The sequence below is a fragment of the Lentibacter sp. genome, from assembly GCF_965658795.1.
In the GTDB taxonomy this organism is placed as follows: domain Bacteria; phylum Pseudomonadota; class Alphaproteobacteria; order Rhodobacterales; family Rhodobacteraceae; genus Lentibacter.
In genome coordinates, this window is record NZ_CBFHTG010000005.1 from 131962 (window position 1) to 147934 (window position 15973).

The 15973-nt window shown below is 58.1% G+C and carries 18 protein-coding genes; 8 read left to right on the plus strand and 10 right to left on the minus strand.

From position 1 onward, the window contains the following. The 3 genes from ACTG3X_RS05570 to folK form a co-directional block, all read right to left on the minus strand. Positions 1-2181, minus strand: a complete 2181-nt coding sequence (locus tag ACTG3X_RS05570; RefSeq protein WP_439110250.1) for a RelA/SpoT family protein — start codon at positions 2179-2181, stop codon at positions 1-3. A 39-nt stretch (positions 2182-2220) separates the two neighbouring features. Beyond that, complete coding sequence (rpoZ, locus tag ACTG3X_RS05575; protein WP_439110251.1) at positions 2221-2574, minus strand: DNA-directed RNA polymerase subunit omega; 354 nt, start codon at positions 2572-2574, stop codon at positions 2221-2223. A gap of 75 nt (positions 2575-2649) precedes the next feature. Then, complete coding sequence (gene folK / locus ACTG3X_RS05580) at positions 2650-3219, minus strand: 2-amino-4-hydroxy-6-hydroxymethyldihydropteridine diphosphokinase (protein ID WP_439110252.1); 570 nt, start codon at positions 3217-3219, stop codon at positions 2650-2652. 140 nt (positions 3220-3359) lie between these two features. On the opposite strand from folK, the gene ACTG3X_RS05585 reads away from it, so the two are divergent. The 5 genes from ACTG3X_RS05585 (at position 3360) to ACTG3X_RS05605 (ending at position 6672) form a co-directional block, all read left to right on the plus strand. Continuing rightward, complete coding sequence (locus tag ACTG3X_RS05585) at positions 3360-3932, plus strand: LabA-like NYN domain-containing protein (protein WP_439110253.1); 573 nt, start codon at positions 3360-3362, stop codon at positions 3930-3932. 119 nt (positions 3933-4051) lie between these two features. After that, on the plus strand, positions 4052-5002 hold the full coding sequence (gene ispH / locus ACTG3X_RS05590; protein WP_439110254.1) for a 4-hydroxy-3-methylbut-2-enyl diphosphate reductase: 951 nt from the start codon (positions 4052-4054) through the stop codon (positions 5000-5002). Next, complete coding sequence (locus ACTG3X_RS05595; RefSeq protein WP_439110255.1) at positions 4999-5592, plus strand: class I SAM-dependent DNA methyltransferase; 594 nt, start codon at positions 4999-5001, stop codon at positions 5590-5592. Before ispH ends, ACTG3X_RS05595 begins: the two co-directional genes overlap by 4 nt. Next, positions 5585-6052: a ribonuclease HI gene (rnhA, locus tag ACTG3X_RS05600; RefSeq protein ID WP_439110256.1), complete on the plus strand. Its 468-nt coding sequence runs from the start codon at positions 5585-5587 to the stop codon at positions 6050-6052. The genes ACTG3X_RS05595 and rnhA overlap by 8 nt, the downstream gene beginning before the upstream one ends. Next, positions 6049-6672, plus strand: coding sequence for a trimeric intracellular cation channel family protein (locus tag ACTG3X_RS05605; protein WP_439110257.1), 624 nt, complete (start codon positions 6049-6051; stop codon positions 6670-6672). The genes rnhA and ACTG3X_RS05605 overlap by 4 nt, the downstream gene beginning before the upstream one ends. Here the strand turns inward: ACTG3X_RS05605 and ACTG3X_RS05610 are convergent. Genes ACTG3X_RS05610 through def (ACTG3X_RS05635) form a run of 6 tightly spaced genes read right to left on the minus strand, consistent with a single transcriptional unit; the run spans position 6669 to position 9559 of the window. Beyond that, positions 6669-6902, minus strand: a complete 234-nt coding sequence (locus tag ACTG3X_RS05610) for a GlsB/YeaQ/YmgE family stress response membrane protein (protein WP_439110258.1) — start codon at positions 6900-6902, stop codon at positions 6669-6671. The genes ACTG3X_RS05605 and ACTG3X_RS05610 overlap by 4 nt on opposite strands. Before the next feature lies 1 nt (position 6903). After that, positions 6904-7140 (minus strand): hypothetical protein, encoded by a 237-nt coding sequence (locus ACTG3X_RS05615; RefSeq protein ID WP_439110259.1) that lies wholly within the window; start codon positions 7138-7140, stop codon positions 6904-6906. Positions 7141-7153: 13 nt separating this feature from the next. Further along, the gene (gene fmt / locus ACTG3X_RS05620) at positions 7154-8062 is read right to left on the minus strand and encodes a methionyl-tRNA formyltransferase (RefSeq protein WP_439110260.1); all 909 of its coding nucleotides are present in this window, start codon (positions 8060-8062) and stop codon (positions 7154-7156) included. Continuing rightward, complete coding sequence (def, locus tag ACTG3X_RS05625) at positions 8059-8553, minus strand: peptide deformylase (protein WP_439110261.1); 495 nt, start codon at positions 8551-8553, stop codon at positions 8059-8061. Before def (ACTG3X_RS05625) ends, fmt begins: the two co-directional genes overlap by 4 nt. Beyond that, positions 8550-9044, minus strand: coding sequence for a peptide deformylase (gene def / locus ACTG3X_RS05630; RefSeq protein ID WP_439110262.1), 495 nt, complete (start codon positions 9042-9044; stop codon positions 8550-8552). The genes def (ACTG3X_RS05625) and def (ACTG3X_RS05630) overlap by 4 nt, the downstream gene beginning before the upstream one ends. Continuing rightward, positions 9041-9559 (minus strand): peptide deformylase, encoded by a 519-nt coding sequence (def, locus tag ACTG3X_RS05635; RefSeq protein WP_439110263.1) that lies wholly within the window; start codon positions 9557-9559, stop codon positions 9041-9043. Before def (ACTG3X_RS05635) ends, def (ACTG3X_RS05630) begins: the two co-directional genes overlap by 4 nt. 99 nt (positions 9560-9658) lie before the next feature. Between def (ACTG3X_RS05635) and ACTG3X_RS05640 the strand changes: the two genes are divergently transcribed. Continuing rightward, positions 9659-10828 (plus strand): MalY/PatB family protein, encoded by a 1170-nt coding sequence (locus ACTG3X_RS05640; RefSeq protein WP_439110264.1) that lies wholly within the window; start codon positions 9659-9661, stop codon positions 10826-10828. A 3-nt stretch (positions 10829-10831) separates the two neighbouring features. On the opposite strand, the gene ACTG3X_RS05645 is transcribed toward ACTG3X_RS05640, so the two are convergent. Next, complete coding sequence (locus tag ACTG3X_RS05645) at positions 10832-11197, minus strand: hypothetical protein (RefSeq protein WP_439110265.1); 366 nt, start codon at positions 11195-11197, stop codon at positions 10832-10834. Between the two features lie 198 nt (positions 11198-11395). Here ACTG3X_RS05645 and ACTG3X_RS05650 point away from each other — a divergent pair, with 198 nt between their 5' ends. Both ACTG3X_RS05650 and smc read left to right on the plus strand, forming a co-directional pair. Continuing rightward, positions 11396-12370, plus strand: coding sequence for a glutathione S-transferase family protein (locus ACTG3X_RS05650; protein ID WP_439110266.1), 975 nt, complete (start codon positions 11396-11398; stop codon positions 12368-12370). 122 nt (positions 12371-12492) lie between these two features. Next, positions 12493-15948 (plus strand): chromosome segregation protein SMC, encoded by a 3456-nt coding sequence (gene smc / locus ACTG3X_RS05655; RefSeq protein WP_439110267.1) that lies wholly within the window; start codon positions 12493-12495, stop codon positions 15946-15948. Positions 15949-15973: the final 25 nt, after the last annotated feature.

Sequence of the window (15973 nt, forward strand, 5' to 3'; positions counted from 1 at the left end):
CTAAGTCCTTACCGTCTCTTGCGCCTCTGCCTCAGAGCCACTGTCAGGCCCGTTGTCGACAATGCTGGCCTCGGGGTCAATGACCCGTTGTAGCTGTGCCACGTTGTTTTCGGCCTCAAGGATGGAGCTGAGCAGATGCAGGTGCTCTGCATCTTTCAAATCTACATCTATGCGGAGTTTGTAAAAATCGGGTTTGCGATCAAGGAAGACAAGGTTTGAGATGTTGGCTTTGCTCTCACCGATCAGTGTACAGACACGCCCCAAAACACCTGCGTCGTTGCCGATGGTGAGTTCTAATGTCACGGGGTAAACCGCCGGGTGGTTGCCTGACTGCCAATGCAGGTCAAGCCAGCGGTCGGGCTGATCTTCAAAGTCGCTCAGTCTGTCGCAATCGATACGGTGGGCCACAACGCCTTTGCCACGATATGTGATGCCGACAATCCGTTCGCCAGGAAGGGGCTGGCAGCACGTGCCACGCTGAAAGTGTTGATCTGGCGAAAGCCCGATCACGGCGCGCTCTGGCGGTACAGAGTCTGATTTGTCTTCGATAAGATCGGGATAGACCGCTTGGACCACGTTGCGCGAAATGATTTCGGCACTGCCAAGCTGGGCCAGCACGTCTTCGGCACTTTCAAGACGCAGCTTTTTAGCAGCGGTGGCCAGCACTTTGTCGGTGGCTTTTTTCCCGACGTTCTCAAAAGCGGCACGCGCGATTTCGCGGCCCAGTGTGATGAAGCGGTCTCTGTCCATCTCGCGCAGGGCGCGCCGGATGGCACTTTTGGCTTTGCCCGTGACGGCCATATCAAGCCACGTGGCTTGCGGTGTTTGGCCCTCGGCTGTGATGATCTCAACAGACTGGCCGTTGCGAATGCGTGTCCAGAGCGGGACGCGCATATGATCAATCTTGGCGCCAACGCAGGCATCGCCGATCCGGGTGTGGATGGCGTAGGCAAAATCCAGCGGCGTTGCGCCGCGCGGAAGCTTGATCACATCGCCTTTGGGGGAGAAGCAGAAGACTTGGTCGGCATACATTTCAAGCTTTACAGCTTCGAGAAATGCATCGTGATCTTCTTCGGCATCGAATTGTTCGGTCAGCCCTGACACCCATTTGACGGGATCAACGGCAAAGGGGTTTTCGGTGCGCACACCATCACGATATGACCAGTGCGCCGCCACGCCGCTTTCGGCGACGTCATGCATCTGCCATGTGCGTATCTGCACCTCAACGCGCTTGCCGTCGCGGCCAGAGACCGTGGTGTGGATCGAGCGGTAGCCGTTGGACTTGGGCTGGCTGATATAGTCTTTGAACCGGCCCGGGATGGCGCGCCAGCGCTGGTGGATAACGCCAAGCGTGCGGTAGCAGTCGGCCTCGTTGCGGGTGATGATGCGAAAGCCGTAGATGTCTGACAGGCGTGAGAAGGCGAGCTCTTTCTCCTGCATCTTGCGCCAGATCGAATAGGGCTTCTTGGCACGACCAATGATTTTTGCCTCAATTCCCGCTTTCTCAAGTTCCAGCGTCATATCGGCAGTGATGCGTTCGATCACATCGTCTGTTTCGTTTTGCAGGGTGATGAAGCGGCGCATAATACTTGCGCGCCCTTCGGCATTGAGCACTTTGAAGGCGAGGTCTTCGAGCTCTTCCCGCATCCATTGCATACCCATCCGCCCTGCAAGGGGGGCGTAGATATCCATCGTCTCACGTGACTTTTGCGCTTGTTTGTCAGGGCGCATGGCCTTGATCGTGCGCATATTGTGCAGACGGTCGGCCAGCTTGACAAGAATCACCCTCAAGTCGCGCGACATGGCGATAAAGAGTTTGCGGAAGTTCTCGGACTGTTTTGTTTCAGCAGAAGACAGTTGCAGGTTGGTCAGTTTGGTGACGCCATCAACAAGATCAGCAACTTCGCTTCCAAACTTTTCTGTCACCAACTCATAAGAGGCGCCAGTGTCTTCGATTGTGTCATGAAGCAGTGCTGTGATGATCGTGCTGTCATCAAGCCGCTGGCCTGCCAGAATTTGGGCGACAGCGAAAGGATGGGTGAAGTATGATTCGCCTGAATGGCGCTTTTGCCCGTCGTGCGCCGATTTGGCGAACTCGTAGGCTTCGGTGATCAGCCGCTCGTTTGTCTTGGGGTTGTAAGCGCGGACGAGGCTCAGAAGCTCATCGACTGGAGGGATCATCCGCTACCTTACCTTTTGCGCAGACCAGGGGTGTCGGCGTTAGCCTTGACCCTGGGCTTCCATAAGCTGCCGCAGAAGCTGCTCTTCTGACATGTCGTCATCAGCAGGCTTATCGGCTTCAGCACCCATGAGAAGCGCCATTGCGTCATCTTCGGGCTCGTCAACTTCGATCTGTGTCTGGTTGCTCTCGATGAGACGTTCGCGCAGCGAGTCGGCTGTCTGCGTTTCGTCGGCAATCTCGCGCAGGGCAACAACAGGGTTTTTGTCGTTGTCGCGGTCAATCGTGAGGGATGCACCAGCGGAGATTTCACGCGCACGGTGCGATGCAAGCATAACAAGTTCAAAGCGGTTTGGAACTTTGTCTACGCAGTCTTCAACGGTCACACGGGCCATGGGGTACTCCAGATCAGTCTAATGAAGGCCTGTTACTAAGAGCCATTGCCCATAAACACAAGCTAAAAAGCCCTCTCAAAGAGCGGCTACACCCTCTTTTTCACCAGCAGGAAGGGCCGCAAGCATCTGGCTGACGCTTTGGCGGGAGACCGGGTGCTCCCAGTCAGGTGCGATATCGGCGAGAGGGATGAGGACAAACGCCCGCTCTGCCAAGCGGGGATGGGGCACGATAAGCTCTTCGGGCGTCTTGATGCGCTGCAGTTCTGCGTCGAGATTTCGCCAGCTTTCATATCGGGCGAGGTCAGGAAGCACTTGGCTTCCGGCTGCGATGATATCTAGGTCGAGGCTGCGCATGCCCCACCGTTCGGTGCGGGCGCGGCCAAATTCGGCTTCTATCTGGTGCAGTTTGGCCAAGAGCTCCTGTGGCGGGAGACTTGTTTCAATTTGTGCTGCTGCGTTTACATAGTCTGGGCCAGCGCCAGCAGGAAAACAGGGGGTTTGGAAAAAACGGCTCACAGCTGTCACTGTAAGACCTGTTTCTGCCAGGCGGGCTATCGCTGCGCGCAAAGTGCTTTCAGCGGGGCCAGCAGAAGACGGCATGTTACCGCCGAGCGCTATAAGGTAAATTTGCGCTTTCGCAGTCATGCCAATATCCTGTGTTATCTGGCCTTTGACTTGATCGGCCCTGTATTAACGAATAACTAATCGCATTAGCCCAGCTTGCTCAACCACTCAATCATTCACTCAAGAGCAGGTGCGTACGGGCTGAACTGGAAGGATCATTTATGTTTTACAAAGACGAACGGCTTGCGCTGTTCATCGATGGATCAAACTTATATGCAGCGGCGAAGTCACTGGGGTTTGACATCGACTACAAGCTGTTACGGCACGAGTTTATGCGCCGTGGCAAGCTTTTACGCGCTTTCTACTATACAGCGTTACTTGAAAATGAAGAGTACTCACCGATCCGACCACTCGTTGACTGGTTGAATTACAACGGCTTCACCATGGTGACAAAGCCAGCCAAAGAGTTCACCGACAGCATGGGGCGGCGAAAGATAAAGGGGAACATGGACATCGAACTTGCAGTCGATGCTATGGAGCTTGCACCCCATGTCGACCATATTGTGCTGTTTTCGGGCGATGGTGACTTTCGCCCGCTCGTTGAGAGCTTGCAGCGGCAGGGGGTGCGCGTATCGGTCGTGTCGACCATCCGTAGCCAACCTCCGATGATTGCTGATGAGTTGCGCCGCCAAGCGGATAATTTCATTGAACTGAGTGATCTGAAAGACGTGATCGGCAGACCCCCCCGCGAAGACACAGGGGATGGTGCGCAGAGCCAGGAAGATCACGACTGATATGCGGATCTTGACCTAATCAGGGCGCAGTGTCTTTGACATCTGCGCCCTTTTTTACGAGCTGGGTCTAGACGTGTGAGGGCGCATCGCTTAGCTCAGGGGGCACGAGGAGCACGCTTATGACAAAACCACCTCTCAAAGTAATTCTGGCGGCGCCGCGCGGCTTCTGTGCGGGTGTTGACCGCGCCATTAAGATCGTCGAGATGGCGATTGAAAAGTGGGGCGCGCCTGTCTACGTGCGCCACGAGATTGTTCACAACAAATATGTTGTGGATGATTTGCGCGGCAAGGGTGCTGTTTTTGTCGAAGAGCTAGAAGACTGCCCCGATGACCGGCCCGTTATTTTCTCGGCGCATGGTGTGCCCAAGGCTGTGCCAGCCGAGGCGGCGCGGCGTGAAATGGTTTTTGTGGATGCGACTTGCCCCCTGGTGAGTAAGGTTCACATTGAGGCGGAGCGTCATTTCGCGGCGGGGCTTCAGATCATCATGATTGGCCATGCAGGCCACCCCGAGACAGTCGGAACGATGGGCCAGCTTCCTGAGGGGGAAGTGCTGTTGGTGGAAACAGAGGCAGACGTGGGCGAAGTGGCCGTGCGCGACGAAAGCAAGCTGGCGTTTGTGACCCAAACCACACTCTCGGTTGATGATACCGCAGGTATTGTGGCCGCGCTTCAGCGGCGCTTTCCCGCTATCGTTGGGCCACACAAAGAAGATATTTGCTACGCCACGACCAACCGTCAAGAAGCGGTGAAAGCCATGGCGACAGAAGTGGATGCCATGTTGGTGGTCGGTGCCCCCAATTCGTCAAACTCCCAGCGACTTGTTGAGGTGGGTGCAAATGCGGGGTGTGGCTATTCTCAGCTCGTCCAACGCGCCACCAATATCGACTGGCGCGCACTGGAGGGCATCACATCTATTGGCATTACGGCCGGGGCCTCTGCGCCTGAGCTCTTGGTGCAAGAGGTGATTGATGCCTTGGCTGCGCGGTATGAACTTGATGTTCAGGTGCTGGAAACGGCGCAAGAGAATGTCGAATTCAAGGTGCCTCGCGTGCTGCGGATGCCCGTATGAGTGCCGATGTCGAGACGCTTGCGGTCTATGATGTAAAGGCGCAAGACTACGCTCGCCTCGTGGTGAGCAAAGCCGAACATAAGAGCCTTGCCGAATTTGTCGCGGATTTGCCTGATCGTGCGCGGGTGCTTGATCTGGGCTGCGGGCCGGGCCATTACGCGGCCGAGATGCTGCGACTGGGGTGCCGCGTTGATGCCGTGGACGGCTCTGCTGCTATGGTAGAGCTCGCGCGCCAAGTCGACGGGCTGAATGTTTGGCAGGCGTTCTTTGACGAGCTTGATGCCGAGAACATATATGACGGTGTGTGGGCGAGTTTTTCTTTGTTGCACGCCCCGCGGGAAAAGCTGCCTCAGCACATGGCGCAGATTAAGCGGGCGATTAAGACAGGCGGCGTTTTTCACATTGGAATGAAACTTGGTGATACGGAGTCTCGAGACGCTTTGGGGCGGGCATATACCTATGTGACGGAAGCCGAGCTCTTGGCTTTGCTGAAAGATGCTGGCTTTGAGCCTTATGAAACCTATCTTGGAGAGGGGGCTGGCTTGTCTGGAACCGTAGATAAATTTATTCTGGTGCGTGCCCATGGCTGAGCTTTTTGCCTATACTGACGGTGCCTGCAGCGGCAACCCAGGGCCAGGCGGCTGGGGTGTTCTGCTTTTGGCGAAACAGGGTGCTGAAGTTGTGAAAGAGCGTTGCCTGCAAGGTGGTGAAGCGGACACAACGAACAACCGCATGGAGCTTTTGGCGGCTATCAACGCGCTGGAAACACTGGAAAAGCCATCCCAGTTAACTGTGGTGACGGACAGCGCCTATGTGAAAAACGGTGTGACTGGCTGGATTTTCGGATGGAAGCGAAATGGCTGGAAAACATCAAACAAGAAGCCCGTGAAGAATGTCGATCTCTGGCAGCGCCTTGACGCGGCACAAGAGCGTCACGCGGTGACTTGGAAGTGGATCAAGGGGCATGCGGGGCACGCTGAAAACGAGCGTGCTGATGAGCTGGCGCGCGCGGGCATGGAGCCGTTCAAGCCGAAGAAAGCAGCAGGATGAGCGCACTCGCTCTTCTGGATTATGCTTCGGTTTTGATCTTTGCCCTGACGGGGGCGTTGGCCGCGAGCCGTGCGCAGCTTGATCTGATCGGGTTTGCGTTTCTGGCCTCTCTTACGGCTGTGGGGGGAGGCACATTGCGAGACCTGCTGCTCGATCGCAATCCTGTCTTCTGGATTGCCCAGCCTGAGCATATTGCAATTGCTTGCTTGGCTGCTGTGCTGATCTTTTTCACGGCGCATCTGTTTGAAAGCCGTGCAAAGCTCTTGCTGTGGCTTGATGCTTTGGCGCTTGGTGTGGCTGTTGCCGCAGGTGTTGGTGTGGCGATGGCGCTTGGCCATGAGGCACCTGTCGTCTTGCTGATGGGCGTCATGACGGGCACGTTTGGGGGGCTTATGCGCGACGTGGTTGCCAACGAGGTGCCGATGGTGCTGCGACAGGGAGAGCTTTATGTTTCGGCGGCATTTGGTGGCGCTTGTGTGGCGCTGTTAGCGGCTCTGATCTCAGGCGCGCCACTGGTTGTCTTTGGATCTTGTGTTTTGAGCACATTTGTTTTGCGGGCAGGGTCTATTGCCTTTGGATGGCGGTTGCCCGTGTATCGGGCCCGTCCTCCCAAACCCTAACTTTTGAAATATTTCTGCCAGATCCAGATGACGAGCATTGCACCCATGACCGCGCCGATCAGGCCGCCGAGCAGGCCCATGACAGTGAGCAGAAAGCGTAACAGAAAGCCGCCGACGAGCGCGCCTGCGATGCCGATGGCCATTGTTGTGACAATGTCTGTTTCAAGCCGCATCAGCCGTGTGGCGAGAAAGCCCGCAGCCGCGCCGATGATGATCAGGTAGAGCGCCATATCACTTCCTCCAATGAGTCGGAATGATCACGAGTGCCCCGATAGAGGCTGCTATCGCATTCATTCCATGGCTTCTAAACCCGATGTTGAACATCAGGCTGATGAAGTAAAACACGAAGGCTCCGCCGACACAGATGATAATGGATTGCAGAATGCCGTTGTGTGTGAAGCGTGAGCGCTCGCTGAGGTAGCCAATGATACCGGCGATAACGACCGTTCCGATCATGGAGGGGAACATGAAACTTTTGTCCTTAACTAAGGCGCGTTCCCGTCGGGAGAGGGGTGCCGCGTGTGAACTCTTTAACATCTTGAGCCTGACTGCCTGCTTTTTGCAAGCGGAGTAGCTCGACTGCGCCTGTGCCGCAGGCCACTGTCGCGGGCGGCATAAGCACTTCGCCTGCGCCACCACGGCCCTCTGCCAAGCGCGAGGCCAGAAGCTTCAGGCGCGTGCCGTTCAGCTCGCACCATGCGCCAGGGAAGGGGGACAGGCCCCGGATCTGGCGGTCAATCTCTTCGGCGGGGCGGGCCCAGTCAACGCGGGCTTCGTCTTTGCTGATCTTTTCGGCGTAGGTGATGCCAACATCTGGTTGCGGCTCGGGCGTGAGGTGCGACAGCTCTTTAAGTGCGATGATAATGGCCTCTGCACCAAGGGCTGAGAGGCGGTCATGAAGCTGTGCTGTTGTTTCCTCGGCTCCGATGGCGGTGCTTTGGCGCAGGAGTACGGCCCCTGTATCAAGGCCCGCATCCATCTGCATGATGCAAACGCCTGTTTGCGCATCCCCCGCCATAATGGCGCGATGGATCGGGGCTGCACCACGCCAACGGGGCAAGAGCGAGGCGTGGATGTTCAGGCAGCCGTGGGTTGGCGTGCTAAGGATGGCTTGTGGTAGGATCAGACCGTAGGCGACAACAACGGCAATTTCAGGTGCGAAGGCAGCGAACTCTGCTTGCGCGTCTTCGGTTTTGAGGCTGACAGGGTGGCGCACTTCAAGCCCGAGTTCGACAGCGCGGGCGTGAACGGCGGTGAGCCGCTCTTTCTTACCGCGACCAGCGGGGCGGGGTGGCTGGCAGTAGACAGCTGCAACCTCGTGGCCATCAGCAACCAGAGCGTCCAGAACCGGGACGCTGAAGTCGGGTGAGCCCATGAACACAAGTTTCATGACAGCTTCCTTGCACGGCGCAGGAGCATGTCCCGCTTCACTTTTGAGAGGCGGTCAAAATACATACGCCCATTGAGGTGATCAATCTGGTGCTGCACCGACGTTGCCCAGAGGCCGACAAAATCGCGTCGGTCAATCATGCCTTCGGCATTCATAAACCGTACGCTCACGCCACGGGGGCGCTTGATGACAGCGGACATGCCTGGCAGGTTTGGGCTGGCCTCGTCATGTTCACGAAAGACGCCGCTGGCGTCGATGATTTCTGGGTTTGCCATGAGCACGGCTTTGCCACGCTCTTCGCTGGCATCCACCACGGCAAGCCTCAGCATCACGCCAATCTGAGGAGCCGCAAGGCCGACACCTGGCATGGCTTCCATAGTATCGACCATGTCGGCCCAGAGTGCGCGGATATCATCGGTGATGGCCTCAACCGGGGCTGCTTTGGTGCGCAGGCGTTTGTCGGGCCACGGGATGCAGGTGCGAACGGTCATTTGGAGGCCTCAAGGTAAGGGGTTTCTAGGCGTGCACGGGTTTCAGCGCTCACGCGGTCAAAGTGGAGCTTGCCTTCGAGGTGGTCAAATTCGTGCTGGATAATCCGCGCTTCGGCCCCCGAGAAACGCGCGGTTTGCAGCGCGCCCTCTTCGTCGCTCCAGCGCGCACAGACGCTTTCAGAGCGGCTGACAGGCACTGCAACATCAGGTACAGACAGGCACATTTCATCAAGTGACACTCTGTCCCCCTCGGGCATGATCTCTGGGTTGATCATCACCAGCGGTGTTTTTGTGCCGTCTTTCCAGCCTGCATCCATCACGAAAATACGTTGGAGGACACCCACCTGCGGCCCCGCAAGACCGCGCCCCTTTGCGGCATACATGGTGTCAAACATATCAGCAATCAGTGGCCCCAGCTCAGCCTGTTCTACAGGCTCGCAGAGTGTGCTGAGCCGTGGGTCGGGCCATTTGACGATCGGGCGCACACTCATGTGCGCGTCATCTCGCGTTTGAGCTTTTGCATTTTGCGGGTGATCATCTGGCGACGCATTGCGCCGAGATAGTCGATGAAAAGCTTGCCGTTGAGGTGGTCGATTTCGTGCTGCACACAAGTGGCCCATAGGCCATCAAATGTCTCGGTCTGTTCGTTTCCGTCGCGGTCCATCCAGCGCACATCGATGACCTTGGGGCGCGTGACTTCGCCGTACTGATCCGGGATCGAAAGGCAGCCCTCTTCGTAGGTATTCGTCTCGTCAGAGGAGGCAATGACCTCAGGGTTGAACATGGCGACGGGGCGGGGCGTTTCGCCGTCTTCCTTCACGCAGTCCAGAACGATGAGCCGCGAGAGCACACCTATCTGGGGGGCGGCCAAGCCGATGCCCGGCGCTTCATACATGGTCACGAGCATATCGTCGGCCAGTTTGCGCAAATCATCCGAAAGGTCGGCCACGGGGGCGCAGACCTTTTTGAGGCGGGGGTCGGGGTGTATCAGAATAGGCCTTTTCATGAGGCTCATTTAGGCGATGCAACCGCGCTGCGCAACATGGCCTTGCGCTTGGGGCGGAAATGGATAGCTTTTGACGCGAGATAACTCTGGAGAGCCCACATGAATTTTGACGAGATCATCGACCGCAAAGGAACCCACTCGGCCAAATGGGACATGATGGACAAGCTCTATAATGTACCTGCTGATGACGGGATTGCCATGTGGGTGGCGGATATGGACTTCCGCCCGCCTGCCTGTGTGCAAGGGGCTTTGGAGCGCATGGTCTCGCATGGGATCTACGGCTACTATGGCGGAGACGCCGAGTATCGTGCTGCGATCTGCTGGTGGATGAAAGAGCGGCATGGCTGGGAGGTTGACCCAGCTGCTATTTTCACGACCCACGGTTTGGTGAATGGCACCGCGCTGTGCGTGGATACCTGGACAGAAAAGGGCGATGGTGTTGTGCTTTTCACACCCGTCTATCACGCCTTTGCCAAAGTGATTAAAGCCAATGGCCGGCGCGTTGTCGAGTGCCCAATGGTGCTTGAAAGCGGGCGCTACGAGATGGACTTTGACGCCTACGAAGACATTTTGGATGGCACTGAAAAGATGGTTATTCTGTGCTCGCCACACAACCCGGGCGGCCGTGTCTGGAGCACAGACGAGCTGCGCCAAGTGGCTGAGTTTGCGAAAAAGCATGATTTGATTTTGGTGTCAGACGAAATCCACCATGATCTCGTGATGCCCGAGGCCAAGCATACGGTTATGGCCAATATCGAGGGGATTGAAGACCGGCTTGTCATGATGACGGCAACGACCAAGACGTTCAACATAGCGGGTGGGCATTCGGGCAATGTGATCATTCCCGACGAAAAGCTGCGCGCGGATTTCAACGCTAAAATGATGGGGCTTGGTATTTCGGCGAACTCTTTCGGGATCGAGATGGCCGAGGCGGCCTATTCACCTGAAGGCGCGGCTTGGGTTGATGCGCTGGTTGCCTATATCGATGGCAACAGAAAGGTCTTTGACGCGGGTATCAACGCTATTCCTGGCCTCAAATCGATGGGTTTGGAGGCAACCTACCTCGCATGGGTTGACTTTGAGGGCACCGGAATGAGCCGTGAGGAGTTTACCCGCCGCGTGGAAGAAGACGCAAAAATTGCTGCCAACCACGGGCCAACCTTTGGCACAGGCGGAGAGAGCTTCTTGCGCTTTAACCTCGCAACGCCACGCGCCTATGTCGAGCAAGCGGTAGAACGGCTGCAAAGAGCGTTTGCAGATTTGCAATAAGCTTTAGTGCAGCGAGGGCTGGGCTTTGCCGATGAGCGCGACGGGTGCATTCTCGTCGCGTGCGTAGTCAAGGGGCGGCTTGTCGTGAGCTTGTGAGGCGCGCTTGAACTCATAGTGCATCGCTTCCCCCTCTTCCTCGGAGGCTATGATGAGCGCGTTCATCAGGTGCTTTGTGCCGTCAAAGATATCAACAACCCCACGCAGTTTTGGGGCGCCTGTGATGTCGAGCGCAAAGCCTTTGTCCCAAAGTTTGAGGATCGGATATTGCACCTCGCCCATTTGCACCCGCAGGCGGGAGGACTTGAGCATGGCCTTTTTGCGCGCAGCTTTCAGCGCGGCTTCAACCTCGGGGGATAGATAGTCTGTCATCGGGCGCACCTTTCCTGAGAGGTATAGATTTGCACAGCTTGGTTGATAAACAAGTAACCGCCTCTTTCTATTTTACCAATGTTGCAGAGTTGTGACGCCTGTTGTGCATGAGCGCAGGGGGGCTGCGCGGGCGGGGGTGTTTCTTTGGCCATCTTGGGGGCCTAGGTATGGCTCAACGAACGGAAACAGGAGGCCCCGATGGGACAGTTGGTAGATGGCACATGGCACGATGTCTGGTATGATACAAACTCGACAGGCGGAGCTTTTAAGCGCACCACAGCCAAAGCACGCAACTGGATCACGGCTGATGGCTCAGCCGGGCCAACGGGCGAAGGCGGCTTTCCTGCGGTGAGTGGGCGCTACCATCTGTATGTCTCGCATGCCTGCCCTTGGGCGCACCGTGCTTTGATCTTTCGGGCACTTAAGGGTCTGACCGACCATATCAGCGTTTCGGTTGTGCACCCTGACATGCTGTCAGATGGCTGGACCTTTGAAACAGACGCACATGGCGCCACGGGTGATACGCTCTATGGCTTGTCGTTTGCACGCGATATTTACCTGAAGGATGACCCAAAGGCCTCAGGGCGCGTGACGGTGCCGATCTTGTGGGACAAAGAGCGCGAGATGATTGTGAGCAATGAAAGCTCCGAGATCATCCGCATGTTCAACTCGGCGTTTGACGGGCTGACGGGCAACCGTGATGACTACTGGCCAGAGGCTATGCGCGGCGAGATTGAAGAGGTCAACGAGCGGATCTATCACAGCTTTAACAACGGTGTGTACAAAGCGGGCTTTGCCACCAGCCAAGCGGCTTACGATGCGGCGATTGATCCGCTGTTTGACACAATGGATTGGCTTGAGGCGCGGCTGGGCACAAACCGCTATCTGATGGGCGATACGCTCACAGAGGCCGATTGGCGGCTGTTCACCACGCTTGTGCGCTTTGATCTGGTCTATCATTTGCACTTCAAATGTAACCGCAAGCGGGTGATCGACTACCCAAATCTCTGGGCCTATACACGTGAGCTTTATCAGGTCGCTGGCGTCGCCGAGACAGTCAACTTTGCGCATATCGTGCGGCATTACCACTACAGCCATGACACGATTAACCCGAGCCGCATTATCCCGACCAACCCCGTGATCGACTTTATGGAGCCACACGGACGGGGCTAATTGTCCGATATCTTGTGGATAACTCGGTGCGCCACCCCAGATGGGGTGGCACGCGCGTTGACAAGCCGCCTTTGCGCCCGCCAGACTGGTGAGCAGCCAGAATCAAAGGTGTCCAGCGAGCCGTGCAGTTTCACAAGCTCAGACTTACGGGGTTCAAAAGCTTCGTCGATCCGACCGATCTGATCATTCAGGACGGTCTGACAGGCGTGGTTGGCCCCAATGGCTGCGGCAAATCCAACCTGCTTGAAGCGCTCCGCTGGGTGATGGGCGAAAACCGCCCCACCGCCATGCGTGGCGGCGGGATGGAAGATGTGATCTTCGCAGGCGCCCAAAGCCGCCCTGCGCGCAACTTTGCCGAAGTGTCGCTGCACATCGACAACCACGACCGCCTCGCACCTGCGGGATTTAACGACATGGACAACCTCGAGATTGTCCGCCGCATCACGCGTGATGTGGGCAGTGCCTATAAGGCCAACGGTAAAGACACCCGCGCCCGCGATGTGCAGATGTTGTTTGCAGATGCTTCAACAGGTGCGCATTCGCCGGCACTTGTGCGTCAGGGCCAGATCAGCGAGCTGATCAACGCCAAGCCGAAGAACCGCCGCCGCATTCTGGAAGAAGCGGCTGGTATCTCGGGGCTTTACCAACGCCGCCATGAAGCGGAGCTGAAGCTCAAAGGCGCTGAGACCAATCTCACCCGTGTGGATGATGTGCTGGAACAATTGGCGGCACAGCTTTCACAATTGGCGCGTCAGGCGCGGCAGGCGTCCCGCTATCGGGAGATTGGCGAAGATTTGCGCCGCAGCGAAGGTTTGCTCCTTTATCGTCGTTGGAAGGAAGCCCAAGTCTCGCACCTGGAAGAGCAGGAAGTGCTAAAGCAGCGTACGGTGGCTGCTGCGCAGGCAGAAACAGCTGCGCGTGAAGCGGGCAAGTTGCGCCAGAAATGTGAAGACGCGCTGCCAGCCCTGCGTGAAGAAGAGGCGATTGCGGCGGCTGTCTTGCAGCGTCTCACGGTGCAGCGCGACACGCTGCAAGACCAAGAGACGCGCGCGCTTGCAACCATCGAAACTCTGGAAGCACGTATTCGACAGCTTGCGGCAGATATGGAGCGGGAAGATGCGCTCAACCGTGATGCAGGTGAAACGATTGCGCGGCTTGAATGGGAAGCTGGCGAGCTCAAGAAAGCAGGCGAGGGCCACGACGCCAAACTGGGTGCGGCCTCGGACGCTTCGGGTGAGGCGGCGCAGGTGCTTCAGTCGCGTGAGACGGCACTCTCCGAGCTGACCGAAGATGTGGCGCGGCTTGCTGCGCGGCACCAGTCAGCACAGCGCTTGCTTGACGACAGCCGCAAAACAGAAGCGCGCTCGAGTGGCGAGGCTGAAAAAGCCAAGCTTGCGGCGGGAGATGCGAAGGCTCTGCTTGAGAAGGCCGCTGTTGATTTTGAAAGAGCACAGGCGGCTGAAGGCTTGGCCACCAAGCGGTCGGCAGAGGCGGAAGAGGCGCTCATTGCCGCTGAAGCGGCACGCGCGGCGACACAGGCGCGCGAGGCAGATGCGCGCGCGGAACGCAGCGAAGCTGATGGCGAAGTCAACGCGCTGTCTGCCGAGGCCACAGCCCTTGCGCGGCTGGTTGAACGCGACACCGCCGAGGGCGGGCAGATCATTGATCAGGTGCAGGTGGAACCCGGCTTTGAAAAAGCTCTGGGCGCGGCGCTGGCGGATGATTTGCGCGCGCCAGAGGTGGATGAAGATGGCCCCTCGGGCTGGGCGACTTTGCCCGCTTATCGCGAAGCTCAAGGCTTGCCCGCTGGTGTGACGCCTTTGTCAAACCATGTGAATGTGCCGGCTGTGCTTGCACGGCGCATGGCGCAGATCGGGCTGGTAGATGCGGATGCGGCGGGGGCTTTGCAAGGCGCACTGAAACCGGGGCAACGCCTTGTGAGCCTTGATGGCGACTTGTGGCGCTGGGACGGGTTTCGCGCTTGGGCCGAAGATGCGCCCAGTGCAGCCGCGCTGCGCCTTGAGCAGCTCAACCGCCTCGAGGCGCTGAAGCAGCAGATGGAAGCTGCCAATTCCAAGGCGCAGGGGGCGCGTATGGCCCATCAGGCGCTGACAGAGCAGCTCAAGCGCGATGGTGAGGCTGATAAGGCCGCGCGCGATGCGCGACGGGCGGCGGATACGGCTGTGGCCGAGGCGGCCCGCGCCTTGAGCCGTGCGGAGGCTGATCGCACCTTGGCAGAGTCGCGGCTCGACAGTTTGGGCCTTGCTGTGAAACGTCATGAAGACGAGGCCATGGCCGCGCGGCGCTCCTTGCAGGAGGCCGAGCGCGGGCTGAAAGAACTGGGCGATCTGGATACGGCACGGGCCGAAGTCGAAGATGTGAAAATGACCGTTGAGGCGGCGCGCATGACGATGATGTCAAAGCGTTCGGCGCATGACGAGCTGCGCCGCGAGGGCGAGGCGCGCACGCGGCGGGGACAGGAAGTGACCAAGGAGCTTTCGGGCTGGCGCCACCGTCTGGAGACGGCGGGCAAGAGGATTGCCGAGCTGGCCGAGCGCAAAGTGGCCTCCGAGCTGGAGCTGAAGGAAGCCACTGCGGCGCCTGAAGAAATTGCGGCAAAGCGCGAAGAGCTGGGGCACTCGATCACACAGGCAGAGGGGCGCAAGGGCGTGGCCTCTGATGCGCTTTCGGCGGCGGAAAGTGCGGAGCGTGAGGCCACTATTGCGGAGCGTGATGCAGAGCGCGCGGCCTCGGAGGCGCGTGAGGCGCGGGCGCGGGCCGAGGCGCGCACAGAGGCCGCACGCGAGACTGTGGCCTATGCGGCGGGTCGCATCGAAGAAGAGCAAGACACGACGCCCGAGGCGCTCTTGGAGAGCCTTGGAGCAGACCCTGAAAAGATGCCTGCCTCAGAGGATATCGAGCAGGATGTGAACCGCCTCAAGCGGCAGCGTGACGCTTTGGGCGCGGTCAATCTGCGCGCCGAGGAAGACGCCAAAGAGGTGTCGGAAGAGCATGATACCCTCTTGAGCGAAAAGACCGATCTGGAAGAGGCGATCCGCGCTTTGCGCAGCGGAATTGCGAGCCTCAACCGCGAGGGGCGCGAGCGCCTGCTGACAGCTTTTGAGCAGGTGAACGAGAATTTCTCTATGCTTTTCAAGCACCTGTTCGGAGGGGGGGACGCCAATCTGGTGCTTGTCGAAAGCGATGACCCGTTGGATGCAGGCCTTGAGATTATGTGCCAACCTCCCGGCAAAAAGCTGGCGACGCTCTCGCTGCTTTCGGGCGGGGAGCAGACGCTGACGGCGATGGCCCTGATCTTTGCGGTCTTCCTTGCCAACCCCGCGCCGATCTGTGTGCTCGACGAGGTCGACGCGCCTTTGGATGACGCCAATGTCACAAGGTTTTGCGACCTTCTGGACGAGATGTGCCGCCAGACGGACACGCGCTTTTTGATCATCACGCACCACGCTGTGACGATGAGCCGGATGGACCGTTTGTTTGGCGTGACCATGCAGGAGCGCGGCGTGAGCCAGCTTGTGAGCGTTGACCTGAAGAAGGCGGAAGCCATGGTGGCCTGACCCGCACCGCGCGGTGGGGTTAAGG

Coding starts and splice junctions, on each gene's coding strand:
- def (WP_439110262.1), bottom strand. CDS start 9,044: ATGAGTGTGCGCCCGATCGTCAAATGGCCCGACCCACGGCTCAGCACA.
- ACTG3X_RS05640 (WP_439110264.1), top strand. CDS start 9,659: ATGAATTTTGACGAGATCATCGACCGCAAAGGAACCCACTCGGCCAAA.
- ACTG3X_RS05615 (WP_439110259.1), bottom strand. CDS start 7,140: ATGTTCCCCTCCATGATCGGAACGGTCGTTATCGCCGGTATCATTGGC.
- ACTG3X_RS05605 (WP_439110257.1), top strand. CDS start 6,049: ATGAGCGCACTCGCTCTTCTGGATTATGCTTCGGTTTTGATCTTTGCC.
- folK (WP_439110252.1), bottom strand. CDS start 3,219: ATGACTGCGAAAGCGCAAATTTACCTTATAGCGCTCGGCGGTAACATG.
- def (WP_439110261.1), bottom strand. CDS start 8,553: ATGACCGTTCGCACCTGCATCCCGTGGCCCGACAAACGCCTGCGCACC.
- ACTG3X_RS05610 (WP_439110258.1), bottom strand. CDS start 6,902: ATGGCGCTCTACCTGATCATCATCGGCGCGGCTGCGGGCTTTCTCGCC.
- ACTG3X_RS05650 (WP_439110266.1), top strand. CDS start 11,396: ATGGGACAGTTGGTAGATGGCACATGGCACGATGTCTGGTATGATACA.
- ACTG3X_RS05645 (WP_439110265.1), bottom strand. CDS start 11,197: ATGACAGACTATCTATCCCCCGAGGTTGAAGCCGCGCTGAAAGCTGCG.
- ACTG3X_RS05595 (WP_439110255.1), top strand. CDS start 4,999: ATGAGTGCCGATGTCGAGACGCTTGCGGTCTATGATGTAAAGGCGCAA.
- def (WP_439110263.1), bottom strand. CDS start 9,559: ATGAAAAGGCCTATTCTGATACACCCCGACCCCCGCCTCAAAAAGGTC.
- rnhA (WP_439110256.1), top strand. CDS start 5,585: ATGGCTGAGCTTTTTGCCTATACTGACGGTGCCTGCAGCGGCAACCCA.
- rpoZ (WP_439110251.1), bottom strand. CDS start 2,574: ATGGCCCGTGTGACCGTTGAAGACTGCGTAGACAAAGTTCCAAACCGC.
- ACTG3X_RS05585 (WP_439110253.1), top strand. CDS start 3,360: ATGTTTTACAAAGACGAACGGCTTGCGCTGTTCATCGATGGATCAAAC.
- fmt (WP_439110260.1), bottom strand. CDS start 8,062: ATGAAACTTGTGTTCATGGGCTCACCCGACTTCAGCGTCCCGGTTCTG.
- ispH (WP_439110254.1), top strand. CDS start 4,052: ATGACAAAACCACCTCTCAAAGTAATTCTGGCGGCGCCGCGCGGCTTC.
- ACTG3X_RS05570 (WP_439110250.1), bottom strand. CDS start 2,181: ATGATCCCTCCAGTCGATGAGCTTCTGAGCCTCGTCCGCGCTTACAAC.